The sequence below is a fragment of the Pseudomonas fluorescens group sp. PF-1 genome, from assembly GCF_054481335.1.
In genome coordinates this window covers 2,665,173-2,684,525 of the sequence record NZ_JBTMNG010000002.1, presented here as the reverse complement: position 1 = coordinate 2,684,525, position 19,353 = coordinate 2,665,173, and the positions used below count along the sequence as shown (strand labels likewise).

The 19,353-nt window shown below is 60.5% G+C and carries 19 protein-coding genes; 15 read left to right on the top strand and 4 right to left on the bottom strand.

Features of this window, described 5'->3' with window-relative positions:
* Window positions 1-253: 253 nt before the first annotated feature.
* The 3 genes from ACX3YD_RS27240 to ACX3YD_RS27230 are packed head-to-tail and all read right to left on the bottom strand — an operon-like array spanning window position 254 to window position 5,062.
* Entirely contained in the window at window positions 254-1,432 is a 1,179-nt protein-coding gene (locus ACX3YD_RS27240) for a hypothetical protein (RefSeq protein ID WP_458961503.1), read from the bottom strand.
* The gene (locus ACX3YD_RS27235; protein WP_458961502.1) at window positions 1,425-4,853 is read right to left on the bottom strand and encodes a toxin VasX; all 3,429 of its coding nucleotides are present in this window, start codon (window positions 4,851-4,853) and stop codon (window positions 1,425-1,427) included. Before ACX3YD_RS27235 ends, ACX3YD_RS27240 begins: the two co-directional genes overlap by 8 nt.
* Window positions 4,850-5,062, bottom strand: a complete 213-nt coding sequence (locus tag ACX3YD_RS27230) for a hypothetical protein (protein ID WP_458961501.1) — start codon at window positions 5,060-5,062, stop codon at window positions 4,850-4,852. Before ACX3YD_RS27230 ends, ACX3YD_RS27235 begins: the two co-directional genes overlap by 4 nt.
* Before the next feature lie 288 nt (window positions 5,063-5,350).
* Between ACX3YD_RS27230 and ACX3YD_RS27225 the strand changes: the two genes are divergently transcribed.
* The 14 genes from ACX3YD_RS27225 (at window position 5,351) to ACX3YD_RS27160 (ending at window position 17,078) form a co-directional block, all read left to right on the top strand.
* The gene (locus tag ACX3YD_RS27225) at window positions 5,351-5,599 is read left to right on the top strand and encodes a DUF4287 domain-containing protein (protein ID WP_103406269.1); all 249 of its coding nucleotides are present in this window, start codon (window positions 5,351-5,353) and stop codon (window positions 5,597-5,599) included.
* Between the two features lie 216 nt (window positions 5,600-5,815).
* Complete coding sequence (locus ACX3YD_RS27220; protein ID WP_458961500.1) at window positions 5,816-7,372, top strand: ArnT family glycosyltransferase; 1,557 nt, start codon at window positions 5,816-5,818, stop codon at window positions 7,370-7,372.
* Between the two features lie 246 nt (window positions 7,373-7,618).
* Entirely contained in the window at window positions 7,619-9,145 is a 1,527-nt protein-coding gene (locus ACX3YD_RS27215) for a DUF3300 domain-containing protein (protein WP_458961499.1), read from the top strand.
* A gap of 80 nt (window positions 9,146-9,225) precedes the next feature.
* Window positions 9,226-10,068 (top strand): DUF2950 domain-containing protein, encoded by an 843-nt coding sequence (locus tag ACX3YD_RS27210; protein ID WP_458962086.1) that lies wholly within the window; start codon window positions 9,226-9,228, stop codon window positions 10,066-10,068.
* 230 nt (window positions 10,069-10,298) lie between these two features.
* Window positions 10,299-10,583: a hypothetical protein gene (locus ACX3YD_RS27205; protein WP_458961498.1), complete on the top strand. Its 285-nt coding sequence runs from the start codon at window positions 10,299-10,301 to the stop codon at window positions 10,581-10,583.
* A 136-nt stretch (window positions 10,584-10,719) separates the two neighbouring features.
* Complete coding sequence (locus ACX3YD_RS27200) at window positions 10,720-11,019, top strand: DUF7693 family protein (protein WP_458961497.1); 300 nt, start codon at window positions 10,720-10,722, stop codon at window positions 11,017-11,019.
* An 83-nt stretch (window positions 11,020-11,102) separates the two neighbouring features.
* Complete coding sequence (locus ACX3YD_RS27195; RefSeq protein ID WP_458961496.1) at window positions 11,103-11,672, top strand: chorismate mutase; 570 nt, start codon at window positions 11,103-11,105, stop codon at window positions 11,670-11,672.
* Between the two features lie 197 nt (window positions 11,673-11,869).
* Window positions 11,870-12,232, top strand: a complete 363-nt coding sequence (locus ACX3YD_RS27190; RefSeq protein WP_458961495.1) for a hypothetical protein — start codon at window positions 11,870-11,872, stop codon at window positions 12,230-12,232.
* 107 nt (window positions 12,233-12,339) lie between these two features.
* Window positions 12,340-13,071, top strand: a complete 732-nt coding sequence (locus tag ACX3YD_RS27185; protein WP_458961494.1) for an SGNH/GDSL hydrolase family protein — start codon at window positions 12,340-12,342, stop codon at window positions 13,069-13,071.
* Between the two features lie 26 nt (window positions 13,072-13,097).
* Entirely contained in the window at window positions 13,098-13,526 is a 429-nt protein-coding gene (locus tag ACX3YD_RS27180; RefSeq protein WP_103406263.1) for a nuclear transport factor 2 family protein, read from the top strand.
* Window positions 13,527-13,724: 198 nt separating this feature from the next.
* Complete coding sequence (locus ACX3YD_RS27175; protein WP_458962085.1) at window positions 13,725-14,708, top strand: FecCD family ABC transporter permease; 984 nt, start codon at window positions 13,725-13,727, stop codon at window positions 14,706-14,708.
* Window positions 14,708-15,475: a heme ABC transporter ATP-binding protein gene (locus ACX3YD_RS27170; RefSeq protein ID WP_458961493.1), complete on the top strand. Its 768-nt coding sequence runs from the start codon at window positions 14,708-14,710 to the stop codon at window positions 15,473-15,475. Before ACX3YD_RS27175 ends, ACX3YD_RS27170 begins: the two co-directional genes overlap by 1 nt.
* Before the next feature lie 47 nt (window positions 15,476-15,522).
* Entirely contained in the window at window positions 15,523-16,407 is an 885-nt protein-coding gene (locus ACX3YD_RS27165; protein ID WP_458961492.1) for a ChaN family lipoprotein, read from the top strand.
* Window positions 16,408-16,634: 227 nt separating this feature from the next.
* Window positions 16,635-17,078 carry a potassium channel family protein gene (locus tag ACX3YD_RS27160; protein WP_103406259.1) on the top strand — a complete coding sequence of 148 codons (444 nt, stop codon included), beginning with the start codon at window positions 16,635-16,637 and terminating at the stop codon, window positions 17,076-17,078.
* Between the two features lie 89 nt (window positions 17,079-17,167).
* Here the strand turns inward: ACX3YD_RS27160 and ACX3YD_RS27155 are convergent, their stop codons facing one another.
* Window positions 17,168-18,628 (bottom strand): DUF2252 domain-containing protein, encoded by a 1,461-nt coding sequence (locus ACX3YD_RS27155; RefSeq protein ID WP_256590384.1) that lies wholly within the window; start codon window positions 18,626-18,628, stop codon window positions 17,168-17,170.
* Between the two features lie 344 nt (window positions 18,629-18,972).
* On the opposite strand from ACX3YD_RS27155, the gene ACX3YD_RS27150 reads away from it, so the two are divergent.
* Window positions 18,973-19,350, top strand: a complete 378-nt coding sequence (locus ACX3YD_RS27150) for a c-type cytochrome (RefSeq protein WP_458961491.1) — start codon at window positions 18,973-18,975, stop codon at window positions 19,348-19,350.
* Window positions 19,351-19,353: the final 3 nt, after the last annotated feature.

The window sequence follows — 19,353 nt, the reverse complement described above, 5'->3', positions numbered from 1 at the left end:
TCATCGCCGAAAAGTTACGCCGAGAGACCGGCACCTGCCCGGTGTACACCGGCAACGGCGCCAGAAACAGCGTTTCATTCAAGCCCCGAACCCGCAGCTCCCCGGCGCTGGGCCGCTGACTGCGAATGTCCGGTGCCGGCTTGGTGGTTTCCGGTTTGTTTTTGCGTTTGAACAGTTGGCTAAACATCGCCTGTCGCCATCTCGTCTCGGGTGAACCACCAGTGAGTCCACTTTCTCGTTTGCCACAGCGCGCTCAATGCAGCCCCGCCGCTTTGCAGGCATCGATGAAGTTCGCCCCTTTTTTGTCCATCGCGGTTTTCACCAGTGCGTTGGCTTTTTGCAGCGCCGGGCTGGGTTGGGCCCATTGCTCGGGGGGCAGTGGTCGGGACCAGGTTTGCACACTTTTCGGCAGGGTCGGGCGGCCCTTACGGTGGGCCCACTCGGCGATCAGGTAGGGCATTTTCCAAAAGGTCAGGACGCGGCGGACGTACCACCAGCGCAGGGGCCATCTCGTCGGTTGGGGATACCCATAACGCTTTCGGTAGGCGTCATCCATGCCGTCATCGAGGTCGCCCATGAACCGGGCGTCAAGCCGCTCGATTTCAAACGTGTGCAACCCTTCATAGGGTTTGAGCTCGTCTTCGCTCAAGGTGATGCTTAACGCAGCGAGCATGGGGTTGGGCGTATCGACCAACTCCCCTTCTTCCATGTAGTTGCGTATGGCCGTCCACATGCCCAGTGCATGGGCATCGCTGGGCTGGGCCGACAGGATGAATTGCACGGTGTCGTGCGCTTCGTCCTCCAGGCCCATGCCGAAGGTGTAATCGCGCATCACGCCGTAGCTGGTGACGCCCTGGCTGCGAGCGACCCAGGCCACCACGCTTTCCCAGGGCACGATCAGCACGCGGTGGGTGGTGTCGTCGATGTAGCAGACTTCGCGACGCTGGCGGTTGAAGCGCACCGGGTAGCTTTTGGCCAGGGTGCGGACGTTGGAGAGTATGCCGTAGACCATTGCTCCGATTGGTAATACGGACAAAAGCGCATAACTGGAAAACACCTTGATTGCGTTAATAAGTTCGTTTAACGGCTCACGAATGTTTTCTGGATAAAAAAGCACCCAATACAAAACCACTAAACAGGGAGCTAGAAAAGCCATAAACAAGATCATCAGAATAAACACTGCCAATCTCTTTCCCTGTTCAACCATCCCGTAGTTGCTCCCCCCCAACTCCAGATAGGTCTCATTCATCGCCGAAAAATTACGCCGAGAGACTGGCGTCTGCCCGGTGTACACCGGCAACGGCGCCAGAAACAGCGTTTCATTCAAGCCCCGAACCCGCAGCTCCCCGGCGCTGGGCCGTTGGCTGCGAATGTCCGGTGCCGGCTTGGTGGTTTCCGGTTTGTTTTTGCGTTTGAACAGTTGGCTAAACATCGACCGTCGCCATTTCGTCTCGGGTGAACCCCCAGTAAGGGGCATCGCCCGTACCACGGGGCAAGCTGTCCACGGCCTCAAGCTTGAATCGGCCCTCAGTCGGCAAACGTACCCCCCGCACTGTGGCGATGCGCAGGTCGCTCAGGACGAAGCAGGTGCGGTGAAGCAAGTCGCGCCCGGGCTCCAGTTGGTAACCGATGTTGATCGCCAGGGCGAAATCCCATTTTTGTATACCTTTGCCGATGGGCAGGTGTAGGGTCAGGGCCTCCTCTTCCTGGCTGGCGACCACGGCAACCGCCGCCCATGCCGCGCTGCATTCCTGCCAGCGGGCCGGTGGTAACTGCCGACTGTGGGGCCGAGGGCGATTCAGATCGCGGGTTTGACGATAGGCCTGCAAATGCAGCTGACGACTGTCCATTTCCCGGGTGCGCACGCCGGGCAGTCGCAGTTGCACATAGGTGCGTTCACCCTCGCGCACCAGTTCGCAGGTGGGCTGTTGCACCACCCGGGCCAACGCGCTCCAGTCCTCGGCCAGACTGCGTTGCAGATTGGCCTTGCCCCAGGCGCTGGCTTGCAGCCATTTTTGCAGTTCGTCCAGGTTGAAGTAGTTGTACAAACCTTCGCCCACCAGTTGCAGGGCCGTGCCGATCAGCCCCACCAGGTTGGCCCTGGCAGCGATGCTCAGCAGCCGTGGACTGGCTTCGGCCCAGGCCAGCGCCCGCAGTTCGGTGGGGTTTTTGAGGATCTGGTTGATGATCGACGTCGTGTGTTTGGCGCCCCAGGTGTTGGTGCCCACGAGGATGCCGTCGCCGGCGATTTGCAGGGTCGTGGCCGCCAGGGCCTGGTGATTGCCCTGGGCCAGAGCTTTAGCCCATTGCTGCGTATGTTTTCCCAGATCAATGGCGGCAGCCAAGACACCAAATCCAAATGCCCCAACTCCTGCGATACCACTCCAGCGACCTAAACGGCTCATGGTATTGAGTTTGCCGGCAGCGCTGTCCATTTGCGCGATATGTGCTTGCAAGATCGTCACGGACAGGCCTTGTACTGCGGCAAAGCCAGCAGCTGACATTACAATGAACGCCTCAACAAGTGCTCCCAGGCTTGATAACGAGCGATAAGTATCCTTACCAAGCGCACTCAACACCTCTACAAACTTCTGCCCCTGATAAACAAACAGCAACAACGCAATCCCGTCGCCCCCGGACTTCAACGCACTCATCAGAGGCTGGCCAAACGTCCCCGTGGCGCGAAAATCACGCACGGTGCGCACCATTTCGTCACGCAGCGCCGGGGCCATGCCATCGATCACGGTGCCGATTTGCCAGGGCCCACCCGCGCCGACGGTCAGGGCCCGGCTCAGCTGGTCTTCCAGCGGGACCAACGCGGTCTTGAGACTGATGATCCGCTGGTTAAGCCTCTGCTCGCCACCGGGCTCGGTCAGGCCATAGATTTGCCGCGCCAGCTCGCGATGGCGCTGTTTGTAGGTGTCCTTGAGCTGGCGGCGCAGGTCGAGCGCGGCATCGCGGGTCTGGTTGAACGCCTGGATTTCGGCCGTCGACGCCGCCCGCAGGGTCAAGCCGCTGCGGGAAAATTCGCGTAAAAGTTGCAAACGTGCCGGTACGCCTAGGTCACGAATGAAGCTGTTGGGGTCAATTGAAGCTCCCTGGCGGAAATCTCGAAGCGCTAGATCGAGCCTGTCCGCAATCTTCAATTGCCTCGCCGGGTTATACGCCCCATCCAACAAACTCTGCAGCCCCCTGAATCGCGTATTCAGGTCCTCAAAATTCGGCAACCGCTCGTTCATCAGGCTTCTGAACTGATTGCTCAGCACCTGCACGTTGGCAAGGTTTTCCGGCGCCGTGCCGAGGGTGATCGAGAAACTGCTCAGGTCCATGAGTTTCTTGCTCACGTCGAGCTGATCGACCTGGGTCAAGGTGTCCAGCCCCGGCACGACGGTGAGCAGGTTGCTTTGTAGGTAGGCGGCCAGTTTTTCGGTGGCTTCGCGGTTCCCGCACAGGGCCGCCACGCAGACGAATTCGGTTTCCAGGCGATGGCGGATCTGGGCATCGTTGCGGAAGTCGTAATACCAGGCGGCACGGTGAAAATGGCCGGCGACGATCATGTTCAAGCGGTCTTCGCGAATGACCTGCAGACGCTTGTGCCAGTGGCTGAGCAGCGTTTGCTGCCGGCGGACGGATGCTTCCATCTCCGCCCGATTGACCAGATGATCAATGCCACGCTGGCCGATAGCCTCGCCGTGCAATGCTTCCCAGGTTTGCCCGTGGAGTCTGGCAATGGTGCTCTGATGTTTTTGCCACAGCACTGCGCCCAAGGCGTCCTGCAGGTTGACGGTGGCTCGCGCATAGGGATCGCTTGTCGCGGCCTTGCGCCAATGGGCCTCATCGCCATGGATCGGCGGCCCGTCATGGTCACGCCGGATGCGCAGATACTCTTCAAGGGCGGCCTGCTGCGCAGCGTCGGTGTCTTCTATCAAGGCTTTGACATCGGCATCGCGGGTGGCCAGCGCCTCAAGGCGCGCCGGTGTCACCTCGTACAAGGACTGGATGTAGGCGCCGGTGAGGTACTGGCGCTGGGCCGCGTCGTCGGCGCTCCACTGCTCGATCCAGTCCGCGACGTTCAGTTGGGCGCTGGCCAGATCGCGCATCACGCCAAAGTCATCGCGCAAGACCAGGAACAGGCAGTCGTTCTGATAACTCCCCAGTACCTGACTGGTGAGTGCTTCGATCACCGTGGCCTTGAACAGCGGCCTGTCTTCCCAAACGTAAGGCTGGCGCTCTTGCGGATGGGCGCCCTCAGGCAATGACTCGTGGCCCTGGGCGGGCGCGTCCGCTTCCGCAACCTCGGCCAGCCAGGTTTGGGCCTGGCGCCGGCTCAGCAAATCGGCGCCGCCCCGGTCCGGACAGGCTTTGGCCAGCTCGATGCGTTGCATCAAGCGCTCACGCTCGGCGGCGTCCTTGAGCACTTGCGAACACTTGAAGGCCGTCCACTGGATTTCCGAATAGCTGGCAAACAAGGTGTGTTGCCGGGCGAAGACCAAATGAGGCTCGCCAACCGACGTGGTGCGCGTATCGCCCGCCACTTCCGGGCCCTGCCACAACAGCTTGCTGATCTGCCCCTGCTCAACGCGGTATTCATGCAGGTAGCCGGTGCCGTTGTCGATGATGTACAGGTAACCGTCGCGCAGCAGGCGTATGCCCAGGGGCTGGCTGTTCAGCTTGAACGGCAGGGTCAGTTCGGATGAGGGGTCAAGGTGCTCGACCAGTCCATAGCGCAGCGGCAGCAACTGCACTTTTTCGCTCATCAAGGGGCACAGGCCGATGGGCGAACGGATGTCTTGGGCGCTCTTGGCCATGGCGGCAATGTTGGCCGCGCCTCGGAGCGGTGGTTGGGCTGTCACGGCACGTCTCCCGGTAGCTGGGTCGAGCGCTCATGTGCCAGCTCCGCTGCACGTTGCACGCGGCTCAACGGTGATTGTTGGGTCGACACCGTCAGCAGTTCGACGATGTCAGGATGGTCGGTTAACGGTTGGTCGGCCAGATAGTCGAGGTCGTGACAAATAGCAGGAGTCGGCAGCACGAAATGCGCCGCATTGGTCGACCGGAACATACGCTTATCCTTAAGCAGGAGGAAAAGAAGCGCGATGTCCAAACCGTCCCTGGTTCGTGCTCGCGAAAATTGGCACGCACGCTACCAAGGCAAAAAGCAGATAGATGTAGGAAGAGTCTTTAAAGTCGGAAGGAATTGTCCTTTACGAGAGAGTACCCTGCAGAAAAGTCCGGCCTGGTCCGCCGGTTATTTCTTGTTCGCTGCATTTCAGCCTTCGTTGCCTAACTTCGCTCGAATTCGGCCAGTCGCAGGGTTTGCCATCACCCAAGCCAAAAAAGAGTTTGCCTCATGACCGAAGACTCAAAGATCAAAGGGCCGGCGTCTTACTTCCCCTCCATTGAAAAAAGGTACGGGCACCCCATCACTCACTGGCTGAATCTGCTCGAATCAGTCAGCAGCAAGAAGCACATGGAGTTGGTGGCCTTACTCAAATCCGAACATGGCATGGGCCATGGTCATGCCAACGCGTTAGTTGCCTACTATTTTGCTTCAGCCCCATCGCAGCACACTCGATGCCGTGATGGGTCAATCAAGTGAAACACGCCACCACCCTCCCCCGTTCCACCGCTCTTACATGAACAATTGTTCATGCCGTTGTTCACAGCCCTGCATTAATGCATGTGTTAACTGGACTTGAATCGCAACGAATGATTTGTTCGCGATCTACTGACAATTTCATCACATTTCAACCGATAGCCTTGACGATTCAGCCGCTTCGCCGACGTCACGGTGAGCGCAACGTGCGAACCACTCATGAAAAAATCGTTAGTCAGCTTTCTGAAAAGTGATCAGGGTGCGCTGTACCTTTTGCTGGGCGTGTCCGCGCTCTTGTTGCTTTTCGGGCTGGGCGCCAGAGAGCTTTGGGGCCCGGAAACCCGCTGGGCCAACATCGCCCTGCAAATGTTGCAAACTGGCGATTATTTCGACCCTTATCTCAAGGGCATGCCCTATTACGACAAGCCACTGCCCTCCTATTGGTTGATCACGGCCACGGCCCATTTGATGGGCGGCCTCGGGCACTGGTCCCTACGCCTGCCCTCGGTCTTGTCGGCGTGGCTGAGTGTCTGGCTGGTCTACCTGATCGGCGAACAGTTGTATCGCAAAGGTACGGGCCTGATCGCTGGCTGGTTTCTGGCAACGACGTTCTTTTTCGTGTTCTGGGCTCGGGTCGCCACGGCGGACATCCTCACGGTTTGCGGTGTCCTGGGCGCGGTCTGGTGGTATTGGCGCGGCCCCAACGACACGCGCCTGAGTCGCTATCTCGTATTTTTTCTGATACTGGCGCTGACATCGCTGTTCAAGGGTTTGATCGGGTTCATTCTTCCCGGGCTGATCCTGCTGCCGCACCTGCTGGGCGAAGGGCGCTGGAAAAACCACCTCAATCCACGTCTGTGCCTGGCGATACTGATTGCGGGCGCGTTCTACATGTTGCCGTTCCTGCTGTCGCATCGTTACGGCACACCTAGCTACGGACAGAGCGGGCTGGATCTGGTCTTTCGGGAAAACGTGGTCCGGTTCTTTCAGCCTTTCGACCAATTTGGCCCGATCTACACCTATCTGCTTTATCTGCCGGTCTACACCCTGCCCTGGGCGCCCTGCTGGATACTCGGTCTGTGGGTGGCCGTGCGCAGCTGGAAGCACACCGAGCCCAACGTTCGCTGGCTGATCGGCGGCCTGGGGTTGTTGTTCCTGTTCTTCACCGCCAGTGGCAGCCGGCGCAGTTATTACGTATTGCCGCTGGTGCCGTTTGCCCAATTGCTGGCGGCCTGGTGGGTCACCCGGCGCATGGCCGAACGCGAGGCTGCCGGTAAAGTCAGCGGCCCCGGCTGGACCAAGGGCATTGCCGGTGCGGCGGTTTTTTTATGGTTGATTCTGGGTGTCGTCTACCCCTGGACCAACGGCGGAGACGGCGGCGTCATGCAGTTCACCAGGGATGTGCGTGCCGAAGCCAGCAAAACGGCGCCGTGGAACGAATGGCGCCTGGTGCTGGTAGACGTCGACAACAAGTTGCCCATGTACCTGCAAAACCACGGCTCACCGTTCTACTACGTACTGCCGGACTCGGACCTGCCAAAAACCGGTGACAGCACAGCGCTCATGGCGTGGCTGGAGAAGAAAAGTGGCGAGCGCTGGAATCCCGAACGCACGATCATTTTCGAACAGTACGAAGACATCAATCGGTTGCCGCTGGGTTATCTGACTGCCGATCATCAGTTGATCACCACCAGGCCCAACAACGGCGCCCGCCTGTTTCACGCCCATGAATCCGGCAGTGCCGCGTACATTCCCAAGGTGAAAACGGACGGCTGAGGCGCCATTTTTCCGCGTGAATAACCTTCGTGGATTTTCGGGGGTAGTCGGCCGACTGCCCCATCTGGCGCCCACCTGCTTACCGCGCAGGCAATCGCCCCCTGGCTGCGCGCCGATCTCAGTGGCAGATATTTTTTGTTTGCTACTATTACTGAACGGCATCGAGGTCTGTGGCTTGCAAAGTCAGCTGTCACCTCCCTGGCATTGATCCACTCCTTTCCAATTGCCAGATCACAGGGGGCTGCGATGCGCCTTCCAATTCTTTATGCGTTGTCAGCGCTGCTGTTTTTGAGCGGCGCGCCCTGCATTGCACAGACCGCAGAGACCGCCACCACCACCGCCAACCCTGCCCCCGGCACGCCGATCCCGGCGCCCGCGAAAGATGCCGTGTTTACCCAGGAGCAACTGGATCAGATGCTGGCGCCCATCGCGCTTTACCCGGACCCACTGCTGGCACAGGTGTTGATGGCTACTACCTACCCTGGGGAAGTCGCCGAAGCGGTCACCTGGTCGAAAGCCAGTCCGGACGCCAAGGGCGATGACGCGGTCAAGCAAGTGGCAAACCAGCCGTGGGACCCCAGTGTGCAGGCGCTGGTCGCCTTCCCCCAGGTCCTGGCGACGCTGGGACAGGACCCGGTGTGGGTTCAGCGCTTGGGTGATGCCTTCCTGGCACAACCGGACGATGTCATGGAGGGGGTGCAACGCTTGCGTCGTCAGGCACAAGCCGCCGGCAACCTGCAGAGCAACCAGTATCAGAACGTGACCATCCAGAACGTGGCCGCACCCGCCCCGGCAGCGGCCCCCACGACCACAGCGTCCGCTCCGCCCCCTGCCAGCAGCAGCTCCACCATCATCATTCAGCCCGCTGATCCGCAGGTGGTGTACGTACCCACCTATAACCCGACCACCACCTACGGCACCTGGCCTTATCCAGCGTCGCCGCCAGCCTACTATCCACCGCCACCGGCCTATTACCCCGGTCAGGCGTTGATGGCCGGGCTGGCGTTCGGGACCGGTGTGGCGATCATTGGCGCGTTATGGGGGGAATGCGACTGGGGCAATAACGACGTCGACATCAACGTCAATCGCTACAACAACATCAATGGCAACAACCGAATCACCAATAACAGCTGGCAGCACAACCCCGTGCATCGCAATGGCGTGCCCTATCGAGACACCAGGAGCCGCGAACAGTACGGCCGTCAACTGGACGGTGCCAATCAACGTGAGGCTTATCGGGGGGACAATGCCCAGCGTGCCCAGGCGCGTGACAGGGCCCGTAGTTCGATGGACAAACACGGCATCGAACGACCGGCCACCAGCAACCTCGAAGCCCGGGATCGGGCCCGCGAAGCCCAGGCGCGAGACTCGGGCAATCGGTTGCAAGCCGGGGCAGACCGGCCCAAGGCAGCCGACAGGTCCAGGGCCACAGATCGACCGCAAGCAGCTGACAGAGGCCAGGGCGCGGCCAGGAATACTCGGGAGAATCAGACGTCCAGGAGAGAGACGGCGCAGGTCAATCAACGCGCACAGGGCAATGCACAGGCACGCCAGACCACGCAAAACCGGCCGGCCGCGAAGCCCGCCAGCCGGGGCAGTGCCCGCGACAACGCCTTCGCCGGCGCGCGCTCGCCGTCCCAGGCCAACCTGCAAGCCAGTCGTGGCCGGGCCAGTCAGGCATCCGTCCAGCGTCCCAGCGCTTCGCGTTCAGCCGGTCAACAAATCAGTCGGCCGTCCACTCCACCCGCGCGTCAAAGGGGGGGCCGCCGTTGAATAACCATCCTCGAGTACCGACTCTCAAGGGCTTGCTTGGCAGTGCCCTGGCGATCACGGCCGGCTTGGCCTGGTCATGCATGGCCATGGCGCAGCAGGCATTTCCAACTCCGGAAAAGGCTGCCCAGGCGTTCGTCGAAGCACTGGGCACAAAACACGCCGATCAGAAACGCCTGACCGAGCTGCTGGGCAACGAATGGCGCACCTACATCCCGCGCGCAGGCGCGGAGCGCAAGGACGTGGATGCGTTTTTGAAGCAATACCGCGAGCAACACCGCATTGAAAAAACCAGCGACGGCAAGGCGATTCTGTCGGTAGGACGTGACCACTGGACATTGCCTATTCCCCTGGTCAAAAGCGCGCAAGGTTGGCGCTTCGACATCAAGGCTGGCAACGCCGAAATCCGCGCTCGTCAGATTGGTCGCAACGAACTCGCCGCCGTGCAATCGGCGCTGGCTTATCACGACGCGCAGATGGACTACGCATCGGTGGACCGTGACGGTGACGGCGCACTTGAATACGCGCAGAAAATCTTCAGCACCCCGGGCCAGCACGACGGGCTCTACTGGGCGGACGACAACAGTGGTCAGATCAGCCCGCTGGGCCCCGAGTTCGGCAAGACCATTGCCGGCCAGGACTGGCATGGCTACCGATTCCGCATCCTCGATGGCCAGGGTCCTTCGGCACCCGGCGGTGCCTATAGCTACCTGATCGGCGACAAGATGAGCCGGGGCTTTGCACTGATCGCCTGGCCGGCGAAGTACGGCGAGAGCGGCGTGATGAGTTTCATGATCAGCCATGACGGTCAGGTATTCGAGAAAGACCTGGGGCCGGAAGGTGAAAAGCTGGCGCAGTCGATGAAGCTGTTTGATCCGGATGACAGTTGGAAGTTGGTGCCTGCGGATGACGAGCAGCCGGATTGATTCAGGTGTCATGCGCGGCAGGTTGTTGACGGACACTCGTAGTTGGCGATTGCGCGGTGATATCTGTACCGGGGGCGCTTGATAAAACGAACCGGCGCCTGCCTAAAGCGCCGCCGTACAGTCATTGACTGCGTCGATAGTCATCATTGACTCAATGAAGTTCTCTTAAAAAATCCGCGGCGTAACATGGGCTCCATACCCAACAAACAACACCCCTGGAGCACACGATCATGAAACGCCAAACCATCCTCAGCATCGCATTCTCGATCTTCGCCGTTAACGCTTTTGCCGCGACCTCTGTTCAGCCTGTTGTCGCTGAAGGTGGCTCGGACCGCCTGATCGAAAACCGCGTCGCAGCCGATGGTTCGGACCGCCTGCAAGGCAACACTGTCGCCGCTGATGGCTCCGACCGCCTGCAAGGCAACACTGTCGCCGCTGATGGCTCCGACCGCCTGCAAGGCAACACTGTCGCTGCCGATGGCTCCGACCGTCTGCAAGGCAACACTGTCGCCTGAACACATCGCCTCACCGCCATACCCGCAAAAAGCCCGGCCTGATCAGCCGGGCTTTTTCATGGGCACCTGTTTTGTGCTTGATCGATTATCCTGTGCCACCCCATTCCCCCCTGCCCTGTATCTGTCGGAGACACTTGTGCCCCCCTTGACCGCTCGCGAGGTTTATCAGCAATTGCGTGACGTCGCCCAAGGCATTCGTACGTTAACGCGCCTGGACGAACAAGCCGTGGCCGGCCAGGTGCAGGTCGACATCGAGGGTTGGCACCTGACGCTGGAGGTCGAGGCGCATCAACTGCGCCACTGCCTGCATTGCCTCAGCTCGGACGGTCGTACGCTCGCCGGTTGGCAGCGTTACGGCACCGACCCGGTGAGTCTGCTCAGCACCTGGGAGCTGGCGCAGATTGAGCGGCGGCTGGCCGAGCCTCAGTGCGCTTGATTGCGCCGTGACCACTCGTCCGTTCGTCGCGCCTGTGCTACATAAGACCTCTGTATGAACTCCGCTCCCGATGAGGTCTGCTTATGCTCCACTTTTCGCGCCTTTCACCGCTGCTGACGGGAGCCCTGCTTGGCGCTCTCGCCAGTGGCACCCAGGCCGCTGCTCCCACCCCGGCACCCGATGCGTTGCAACCGCTGCTGGCCACGATCAACGAGCGCTTGAATCTTGCTGATCAGGTGGCACTGACCAAATGGGACAGTGGCAAGCCGATCCAGGATACCGCCCGGGAGACGCTGGTCATCGCCAATGCCCGCCGGCAGGCGATCGAACACAAAGTGGACCCGGAGGACGCGTCCGAGTTGATCGCCGCCCAGATCGAAGCCAACAAACTGGTGCAGTACGGCTTGCTGGCGCAGTGGCAAGCGGCGAGCAAGGCGCCTGACGTGCCACGGCCGGACCTCAATAAAATCAGGCCACAACTGGACGAATTGCAAAACCGACTGCTGCAGCAATACGCCGATTTCGCGCCTTATCGCGTGGACCCGGACTGCCCGGCCTGGTTGGCCGCCCAGCGTTCCGGCCTGATCAAGGATGCGCTGCATGGCCAGGCACTGATACGCGCCACCGGGGAGCTTTGTATCACTGAGCAATGAAGCCAGCGGTATCCAGCGGGAGGGCGATGGTGCCCTTGAGATGACCATCGCCGGCAAGCCGGTGCCTGCACAAAGTGCCTTGGCCCATTCATTGACTGCGTCGATAGTCACCATTGACTCAATGAAGTTCTCTTAAAAAATCCGCGGCGTAACATGGGCTCCATACCCAACAAACAACACCCCTGGAGCACACGATCATGAAACGCCAAACCATCCTCAGCATCGCTTTTTCGATCTTCGCCGTTAACGCTTTTGCCGCGACCTCTGTTCAGCCTGTTGTCGCTGAAGGTGGCTCGGATCGTCTGATTGAAAGCCGTGTGGCTGAAGGTGGCTCGGACCGCCTGATCGAAAACCGCGTCGCCGCCGATGGTTCGGACCGCCTGCAAGGCAACACTGTCGCTGCCGATGGCTCCGACCGCCTGCAAGGCAACACCGTCGCTGCCGATGGCTCTGATCGCCTGCAAGGCAACACTGTCGCCGCTGATGGCTCTGATCGCCTGCAAGGCAACACCGTCGCTGCCGATGGCTCTGATCGCCTGCAAGGCAACACTGTCGCCTGAACACATCGCCTCACTGCAATATCCGCAAAAAGCCCGGCCTGATCAGCCGGGCTTTTTCGTGGGCGATTTTTAAGCGAATCTATGGCTCTTCTCTCAGGAGCCTCGGTATGAGCAAGATTGAAACGCTGGCCAACATCCTGCTCGGCCCCTTGTTGCTCATGCAGGGTGCACACACCCGTCGGGTCACGCCAAAGCTTCCGGAAGCCGAGGGCGAGCGCGAAGGTGTGGCGGGCTCCGGCAAAGACCTTCGTGTGCTGATTGTGGGTGATAGCGCCGCTGCCGGTGTCGGCGCATCGACTCAGACTGAAGCCCTGAGCGGTCAAGTGGTCAGCCGTCTGGCCAACGATCATCGGGTGCTCTGGAAGCTCTGGGCGCGCTCCGGCCTGGACTCGCGGGCGCTGCTGGATCTGCTCGAACAGCACCCGCCGCAACCCTTCGATGTGGTGCTGCTGTCCATTGGCGTCAACGATGTCACCAGCACGTTGTCGGTCGATCAGTGGATCACCTTGCAACAGCAGTTGATCGATGTGCTGCGCGATAAATTCGCGGCGACGCAGATCGTCATGTCCCCTCTTCCACCCATGCACCTGTTTCCCGCATTGCCGCAGCCGCTGCGCTGGTACCTGGGCAATCGGGCGGAGCGTTTCAATACACGGCTCGCCGGGCTGGCGACTGGCAACGATCACTGTACGATGCTGACCACCCGCCTGGCGCCCGTGGCCGGTTCGATGGCACGGGATGGTTTTCATCCCGGCCCGGCGATCTACAGTGTGTGGGCGGACGATGCCGTCGAGGCCATTACCCGGCGCCGTCGAGAAACCGCATCAGGCAAGGTTTGAACAACAACAAAAAACAGGAGTTGAAAATGTCTGGACTGAAACTGCAAGCCGACGCCGCCGCGTCCCTGGACCAGTGGCACGCGATGATCCGCAGCGGCGACTTGAGTGCCCTGCCCGGGTTGCTCGACCCGAATGCGATCTTCCGCTCGCCAATGGCCCATACGCCATACCCGGGCGCACCGGTGGTCTCGATGATTCTCAACACGGTGTTCAACGTCTTTCAGGACTTTGCCTACCACCGCGAATTGGCCACCGCCGACGGCTTGAATGTGGTGCTGGAATTCAGCGCCAGGGTCGGCGAGAAACAGCTCAAAGGCATCGACCTGATCCGCTTCAACGAACAGGGAAAAATTGTCGAGTTCGAGGTCATGGTTCGTCCGCTCAGTGGCTTGCAGGCCCTGGGCGAGGAAATGGGGCGGCGTTTGGGTGCTTACCTGGCCGCCAGTAAAGTCTGATCTTTTCAGCAATCAGTCACCGGTGGTGCCTGACCTTGCCGCCACCGTCTACGTCTTTGATCGACCAAGGAAGTCCCTGATGCCTGTGAAACCCCTTCTGCTCTGCGCCGATGCGTGCCTGGCCCGGACTGCCGGGGCCCGACGATGACGGCGATTATCCGGCCGCGTCCGTTGCTGACAGGCCTGGCCCTGTTGCTGCTGTTGGTGTTCTGGCTGTCCCTGGCCCTCGGGCCCGTCAGCCTGCCGCTGGGCGAAACCTGGCTGGCGGGTTTTAGGCTACTCGGGCTGCCCCTGGACGGCGCCGATACCCAGCAGGCGCAGCTGATTCTCGGTCAAATCCGTCTGCCGCGCAGTTTGCTCGGCATCGCGGTCGGTTCGGTGCTGGCATTGTCCGGCGTGGCCATGCAGGGGCTGTTTCGCAACCCGCTGGCTGATCCGGGGCTGGTCGGCGTGTCCGGCGGTGCGGCGCTGGGCGCGGCCCTCGCCATTGTCGGCGGCAGCCTGATCGGTGGACTGCCGCCAGCCATCGAACCTTATCTGCTGTCGGTCAGTGCGTTCGTCGGTGGCCTGATCGTCACGGCGGTGGTGTATCGCTTCGGGCGCCGCAATGGCCAGACCGACGTCGCGACCCTGCTGTTGGCAGGCGTGGCCATGACGGCGATGGCCGGCGCCGGGGTCGGGCTGTTCACCTACCTGGCGGATGACGCCACGCTGCGCACCCTGACCTTCTGGAACCTGGGCAGCCTCAACGGTGCCAGTTACTCACGCTTGTGGCCGTTGCTGATCGTGGCCGTGGGCGTGGCGTTGTGGTTGCCCCGTCGCGCTGCGGCACTCAATGCGATGCTGCTGGGCGAATCGGAAGCGCGTCACCTGGGGTTCAACGTTGAGCGGATCAAACTGGAACTGGTGTTGTGCACGGCGCTGGGCGTCGGTGCCGCCGTGGCCGCCGCGGGGTTGATCGGCTTTATCGGCCTGGTGGTTCCGCACCTGATGCGCCTGCTGGTCGGTCCGGATCATCGGGTGTTGTTGCCGGCGTCATTGCTCGCCGGTGCCAGCCTGTTGCTGCTGGCCGATCTGGTCGCCCGTTTGCTGTTGGCGCCGGCCGAATTGCCGATCGGCATCGTCACGGCACTCATCGGTGCGCCCTTCTTCCTGTACTTGCTGGTGCGGGGGCGTTCCTGATGTTGCGCGCAAACAACCTGGCAGTACGGCGCGGCAGTCGCACCGTGTTGGCGGGCATCGATGTTCAGTTGCATCCGGGCCGGGTCCTCGGCGTCCTGGGACCGAACGGCGCCGGCAAAAGCACCCTGCTCGCGGCCTTGTGCGATGAGCTTGCGGCCAGCGAGGGCACGGTCAGCCTTGACGGGCAAAAGCTGAGCGACTGGCCAGGTCAGGAGCGGGCCAGACGACTGGCGGTGTTGCCCCAGAGTTCGAGCCTGAACTTCGCCTTTTCGGTCAATGAAGTCGTGGCCATGGGCCGTTTGCCCCATGCCAGTGGCCGGGTGCGCGATGCGCAAATCGTCGCCGAGGCGCTCAGCGCCGCCGACGCCTTGCACCTGGCCGGACGCAGTTATCTGGCCCTGTCCGGGGGTGAGCGCCAGCGCGTGCACCTGGCGCGGGTGCTCGCGCAATTGTGGCCGGGCGCCGAGGGGCAGACCCTGTTGCTCGATGAACCGACGTCAATGCTCGACCCGCTGCACCAGCACACCACCCTGCAAGCGGTGCGCGATTTCGCCGGGCGCGGCGCGGCGGTGCTGGTGATCCTGCACGACCTCAATCTTGCCGCGCGCTATTGCGATCATCTGCTGCTGTTGCAGGACGGTCGCCCCCACGCCTACGGCCCCCCGGACGAAGTCCTGACCGCCGAAGCGCTGGAAGCGGTCTATGGCTTGCAGGTCCTGATTCAGCGCCACCCGGAACGTGGCCATCCTTTGATTATCGCGCGCTGATCACCCATCCTCAGGTGGTGAATCAAGGGCCCTGATAAGGAAAACCGATGCGCATTCTGTTGCTTTGCCTGTTCAGCCTGCTGGCTGCCTGCCAATCCCATCACGCCGCAGCACCACCGGCACCGATTGCTCCGCAAGGCCGGGATCACGCCGATTTCGGGGTGATCCGCGAACTGGCCACCGGTCGCGCCCTGACCCCGCAGGAACTGGTCGAGCACCTGGCTGGCGCGCCCCGGGTGCTGGTGGGTGAACAACACGACAACCCCGATCACCACGCGCTGCAACTCTGGCTGCTGCGCGAACTGGCGGCGCAACGTCCCCAGGGCAGTCTGCTGATGGAAATGCTCAACCCGGACCAACAAGCCAGGGTCGATGCGGCGCAGGCCGCCAGCCGTGCCGGTCACCCGCCGGCCGATCCTTATCAGGCGCTGGCCTGGCAAGCCAATTGGGATTGGGGGGTTTACGGGGCAGTGGTCAACTACGCGTTGCGTCAACCCTACCCGCTGCTGGCGGCCAACCTCGACCGGTCGCAGATCCTGCAGATCTACCAACAGCGCCCGACGCTGAGTGGCGACGCCTCCACCAGGCCGCAGGTTCAAGCCACGCTGCTGGACGACATCCGAGGGTCCCATTGCGGGTTGCTACCTGAAGCGCTGCTGCCGGCCATGCTCGCTGTGCAACAGCAGCGCGACCGGCGCATGGCCGAACGCCTGCTGGCCGCGCCAACCCCTGCCCTGTTGCTGGCCGGGGCGTTCCATGTGCGCAAGGACCTGGGGGTGCCGTTGCACCTCAAAGACCTCGGCGCCGCCCAGGGCAACGTGGTGTTGGTGTTGGCCGAAGCGGGCAAGACCGTGAGCGCCGAGAACGCTGATTACGTGTGGTACACGGCGGCGCAACCTGAACAGGATCATTGCGCGCCGTTGCGTCAGTGAGCGCAAATGCAAAAGAGTCGGCTGTGTGTAATTGCATGGGCTTGACGGCGCTGTCAGGTGCATGGGTCACCGAGGAAACTGCCGGGATTCTCAGTGCACTATGCTCAAGAGCGTCAGCCCAACAACGGGTCAAGGTCCTTTGCGTTGACCCGCCGATGGGATGCTTTTCGCCAGAGCCTCTGCGAGGCGGCAATCGATCCCTGTCACAGCCTCCATGAGGAACACCGATGCCTTCAATTATCGTCTTCGCATGGGGGCTGGCGGCCATTACCGTGGTGGTGCATGCAATCGGCCTGGCTTTGTTACTGAAGGCTCTGGCTCGGTTGGAAACGCTGCATCTACATCACCTCTGGGCCATTATTGGCAGACTGGTGTGGGTGGCCTCCTACCTGATTCTGCTCCATATGCTAGAGATCTCGATCTGGGGGATGTTCTATCTGTGGCAAAAATGTCTGCCCGATATTGAAACGGCCTTCTACTTCTCCGGGGTGACTTACGCAACGATTGGTTACGGAGACGTGACGCTCGCGAAACCGTGGCGGTTGTTCGGGCCGACCGAGGGCTTGATCGGCATACTCATGTGCGGCTTATCCACGGGCTTCTTCTTCGCGGTTGTTAATCATATTTATCAGATAGCTCACTTGAAAGCTGACAACGATCACAAGTCCTGAAGCGCTCTCAGCGTGCAGGTCAACGTCCCAGGCAGCGCATCTACTGCTCGCGTTCTCTCCAGCAAGCGGGTTTCATTGACCAGAGCGGGCTACTCGTTGATCTGCGCGTGTATCCGCCCGGCGCGTACAGCTTCCACCAGGGCCGCATGATCGCGCTCGGTCTCATCCGCATAGGATTGGGCAAACGCCGCCAGAGCCAGGTCAAAGGTATCGCTCCCACCCAGATAACCGCTGATGCTCGCTGCGTCTCCGGACTTGGCATGTGCCCTGGCCAGTGTCCATCCGCACACCTGCGCATAGCGTTTAAGCTGCACAGCCGAGAATTTTTCCACCGGAGCGGTGTACTTCATGTCGCGCAACTGGCGAACGAAAAAATCATGCTGATGCCGACCGCGCACCCACCCCAGAAAGATGTCGCTGGCGGACTGCATCAGCCGCTGGCCGACGACGATTCTCTGGCCCTGTCGTTGATATTGGCTCTTGCCACAATAGGGTTCCAGGACGGAGCGGCAGGCTTGCTTGAATTGCAGCAACAGCGGATGTCCGTCCTTGTCGACAAGCAGCACGACATAGCACCGGGTTCCGACGCTGCCAATGCCTGCCACCTTCATGGCGAAGTCTTCCAGGCGGTAACGATCCAACAGCACCCGACGCTCATCGGGCAGCGATTGTCGGTAGTCGGAAAGCCGATCATGAACGTGCGCTTCGAATTCCGCTTCAGCGACATGAAAAAGGGTCGGCCGATGTTCAATGAAGCGATAGTGACCGCTTTCCTCGCAGACAATTTTCGGAAACAGATGCTCTGCTACATGTGCGTGGGCCCTTTCGGCGATCTCCTCGCGATTCTTTCTGATGGGTCCTTTTTGAGCCATGGCCGTGATGCTGTCCACCTCCTGACGCGCGTACCAGACCTCCATAGGACTCATTCGGGAGTATTCGCGCAGGCGTTGCCGATAGGCACAAACGCATTCGAGAACGCAGTCCCTGGCCTCGGCGGCGGACAGTTGAATATCGCGTGCAGCCAAGACAAAGCTGACCGCCAGACGTTTGCAATCCCACTCCCAGGGCCCGGGCAAGGTTTCGTCGAAGTCGTTGATGTCAAAGACCAGGTTGCGCTCGGGGGTGGCGAACAAACCGAAGTTCAGCAGATGACAGTCGCCACAGGCCTGGACCCGGATGCCGGTGCTGGGCGTGGTCGCGAGGTCGTGGGCCATGAGTGCCGCCGAGCCCCTCATAAAGGTAAACGGACTGTGCAGCATGCGGCCATAGCGAATGGGCAGGAGCTCTGGCAAGCGGCCCTTGCTCGACTGTTCGAGTATCGCGACGGGGTCGCGGCGGTTGGCGGGTTGCAGCCAGGTGGCATGACTGCTTCGCGGCACACGCTCACGCAGCGATTGACCTTCTGCAACTCGCTCGGCCCGTGATCGAAGTTCGCAAAGCATGCCGACATCGGTGTCGCTCGACTTGGCTGTCGAAGGTTTCTTAGTCAGCGCCACCATAATTTTCACCCTGTTTTCGCGATGCCTGAGGAGGGAGAAAAACGCCAGCAAGCTGCAGGAGGTGCCCGGCCCGGTAGCACAGCGCTTACAGCGAAAGTGAATACAGAATCAACTCAATGCAATGCAATGCAATGCTCCGATCAGCATAGTTGGACTATCGGCGTGTCCTGGGCAATTCAGCTTGATTCGGATCAAACAACCCTCAGCCTCCGGTCGGTTTCAGCAGGTCGTAACAGGCAGAAATTGGCCAAGAATGGTCACCGGGATGCGCCGGGAAAACGTGCTGGTTTAATGGGCATCAGAAATGACGGTGTAGGCCGACGCGATGGCTGATATCTTTCCCGCGCCCCAAATCTCGTCCAATCGACGCGGATCCCATCAAGGAAGATAAAACTATGAAAAGATTATTCATCGCTGCGCTAGGAATTTTATCGCTGACTCAAACATCGCCATCCTTCGCGGATAATGCTAATGGAAAAAATCTCTATCTACAGCGATGCAGCATGTGCCACGGAATGGATCTCAAAGCAACAGGACCGCTGGCTAATAAAAGCAATCCGCCTACACCTGATCTAACAACCTCCGCTTTCAAAAAGCGATTACATGATTATCCGGGCGTGATTGTATCTTCGATAATACTTCGCCCAAATGGCGATTTAATTCCAAGAACCTTGCGTGAGAATGGAGTAAAGCTATCGCCGCACTCATGGAGCGTTAAGGATTTTCGCGATTTAAATCAATACATGGGTGGTGTGATTTCACAAAACCGATGACCT

What these genes read in the sequence shown, in the direction of transcription:
- ACX3YD_RS27240 (WP_458961503.1), bottom strand. Translation starts at nt 1,432, where the DNA reads ATGTTTAGCCAACTGTTCAAACGCAAAAACAAACCGGAAACCACCAAG.
- ACX3YD_RS27230 (WP_458961501.1), bottom strand. Translation starts at nt 5,062, where the DNA reads ATGTTCCGGTCGACCAATGCGGCGCATTTCGTGCTGCCGACTCCTGCT.
- ACX3YD_RS27225 (WP_103406269.1), top strand. Translation starts at nt 5,351, where the DNA reads ATGACCGAAGACTCAAAGATCAAAGGGCCGGCGTCTTACTTCCCCTCC.
- ACX3YD_RS27220 (WP_458961500.1), top strand. Translation starts at nt 5,816, where the DNA reads ATGAAAAAATCGTTAGTCAGCTTTCTGAAAAGTGATCAGGGTGCGCTG.
- ACX3YD_RS27215 (WP_458961499.1), top strand. Translation starts at nt 7,619, where the DNA reads ATGCGCCTTCCAATTCTTTATGCGTTGTCAGCGCTGCTGTTTTTGAGC.
- ACX3YD_RS27210 (WP_458962086.1), top strand. Translation starts at nt 9,226, where the DNA reads ATGGCCATGGCGCAGCAGGCATTTCCAACTCCGGAAAAGGCTGCCCAG.
- ACX3YD_RS27205 (WP_458961498.1), top strand. Translation starts at nt 10,299, where the DNA reads ATGAAACGCCAAACCATCCTCAGCATCGCATTCTCGATCTTCGCCGTT.
- ACX3YD_RS27195 (WP_458961496.1), top strand. Translation starts at nt 11,103, where the DNA reads ATGCTCCACTTTTCGCGCCTTTCACCGCTGCTGACGGGAGCCCTGCTT.
- ACX3YD_RS27190 (WP_458961495.1), top strand. Translation starts at nt 11,870, where the DNA reads ATGAAACGCCAAACCATCCTCAGCATCGCTTTTTCGATCTTCGCCGTT.
- ACX3YD_RS27185 (WP_458961494.1), top strand. Translation starts at nt 12,340, where the DNA reads ATGAGCAAGATTGAAACGCTGGCCAACATCCTGCTCGGCCCCTTGTTG.
- ACX3YD_RS27180 (WP_103406263.1), top strand. Translation starts at nt 13,098, where the DNA reads ATGTCTGGACTGAAACTGCAAGCCGACGCCGCCGCGTCCCTGGACCAG.
- ACX3YD_RS27170 (WP_458961493.1), top strand. Translation starts at nt 14,708, where the DNA reads ATGTTGCGCGCAAACAACCTGGCAGTACGGCGCGGCAGTCGCACCGTG.
- ACX3YD_RS27165 (WP_458961492.1), top strand. Translation starts at nt 15,523, where the DNA reads ATGCGCATTCTGTTGCTTTGCCTGTTCAGCCTGCTGGCTGCCTGCCAA.
- ACX3YD_RS27160 (WP_103406259.1), top strand. Translation starts at nt 16,635, where the DNA reads ATGCCTTCAATTATCGTCTTCGCATGGGGGCTGGCGGCCATTACCGTG.
- ACX3YD_RS27150 (WP_458961491.1), top strand. Translation starts at nt 18,973, where the DNA reads ATGAAAAGATTATTCATCGCTGCGCTAGGAATTTTATCGCTGACTCAA.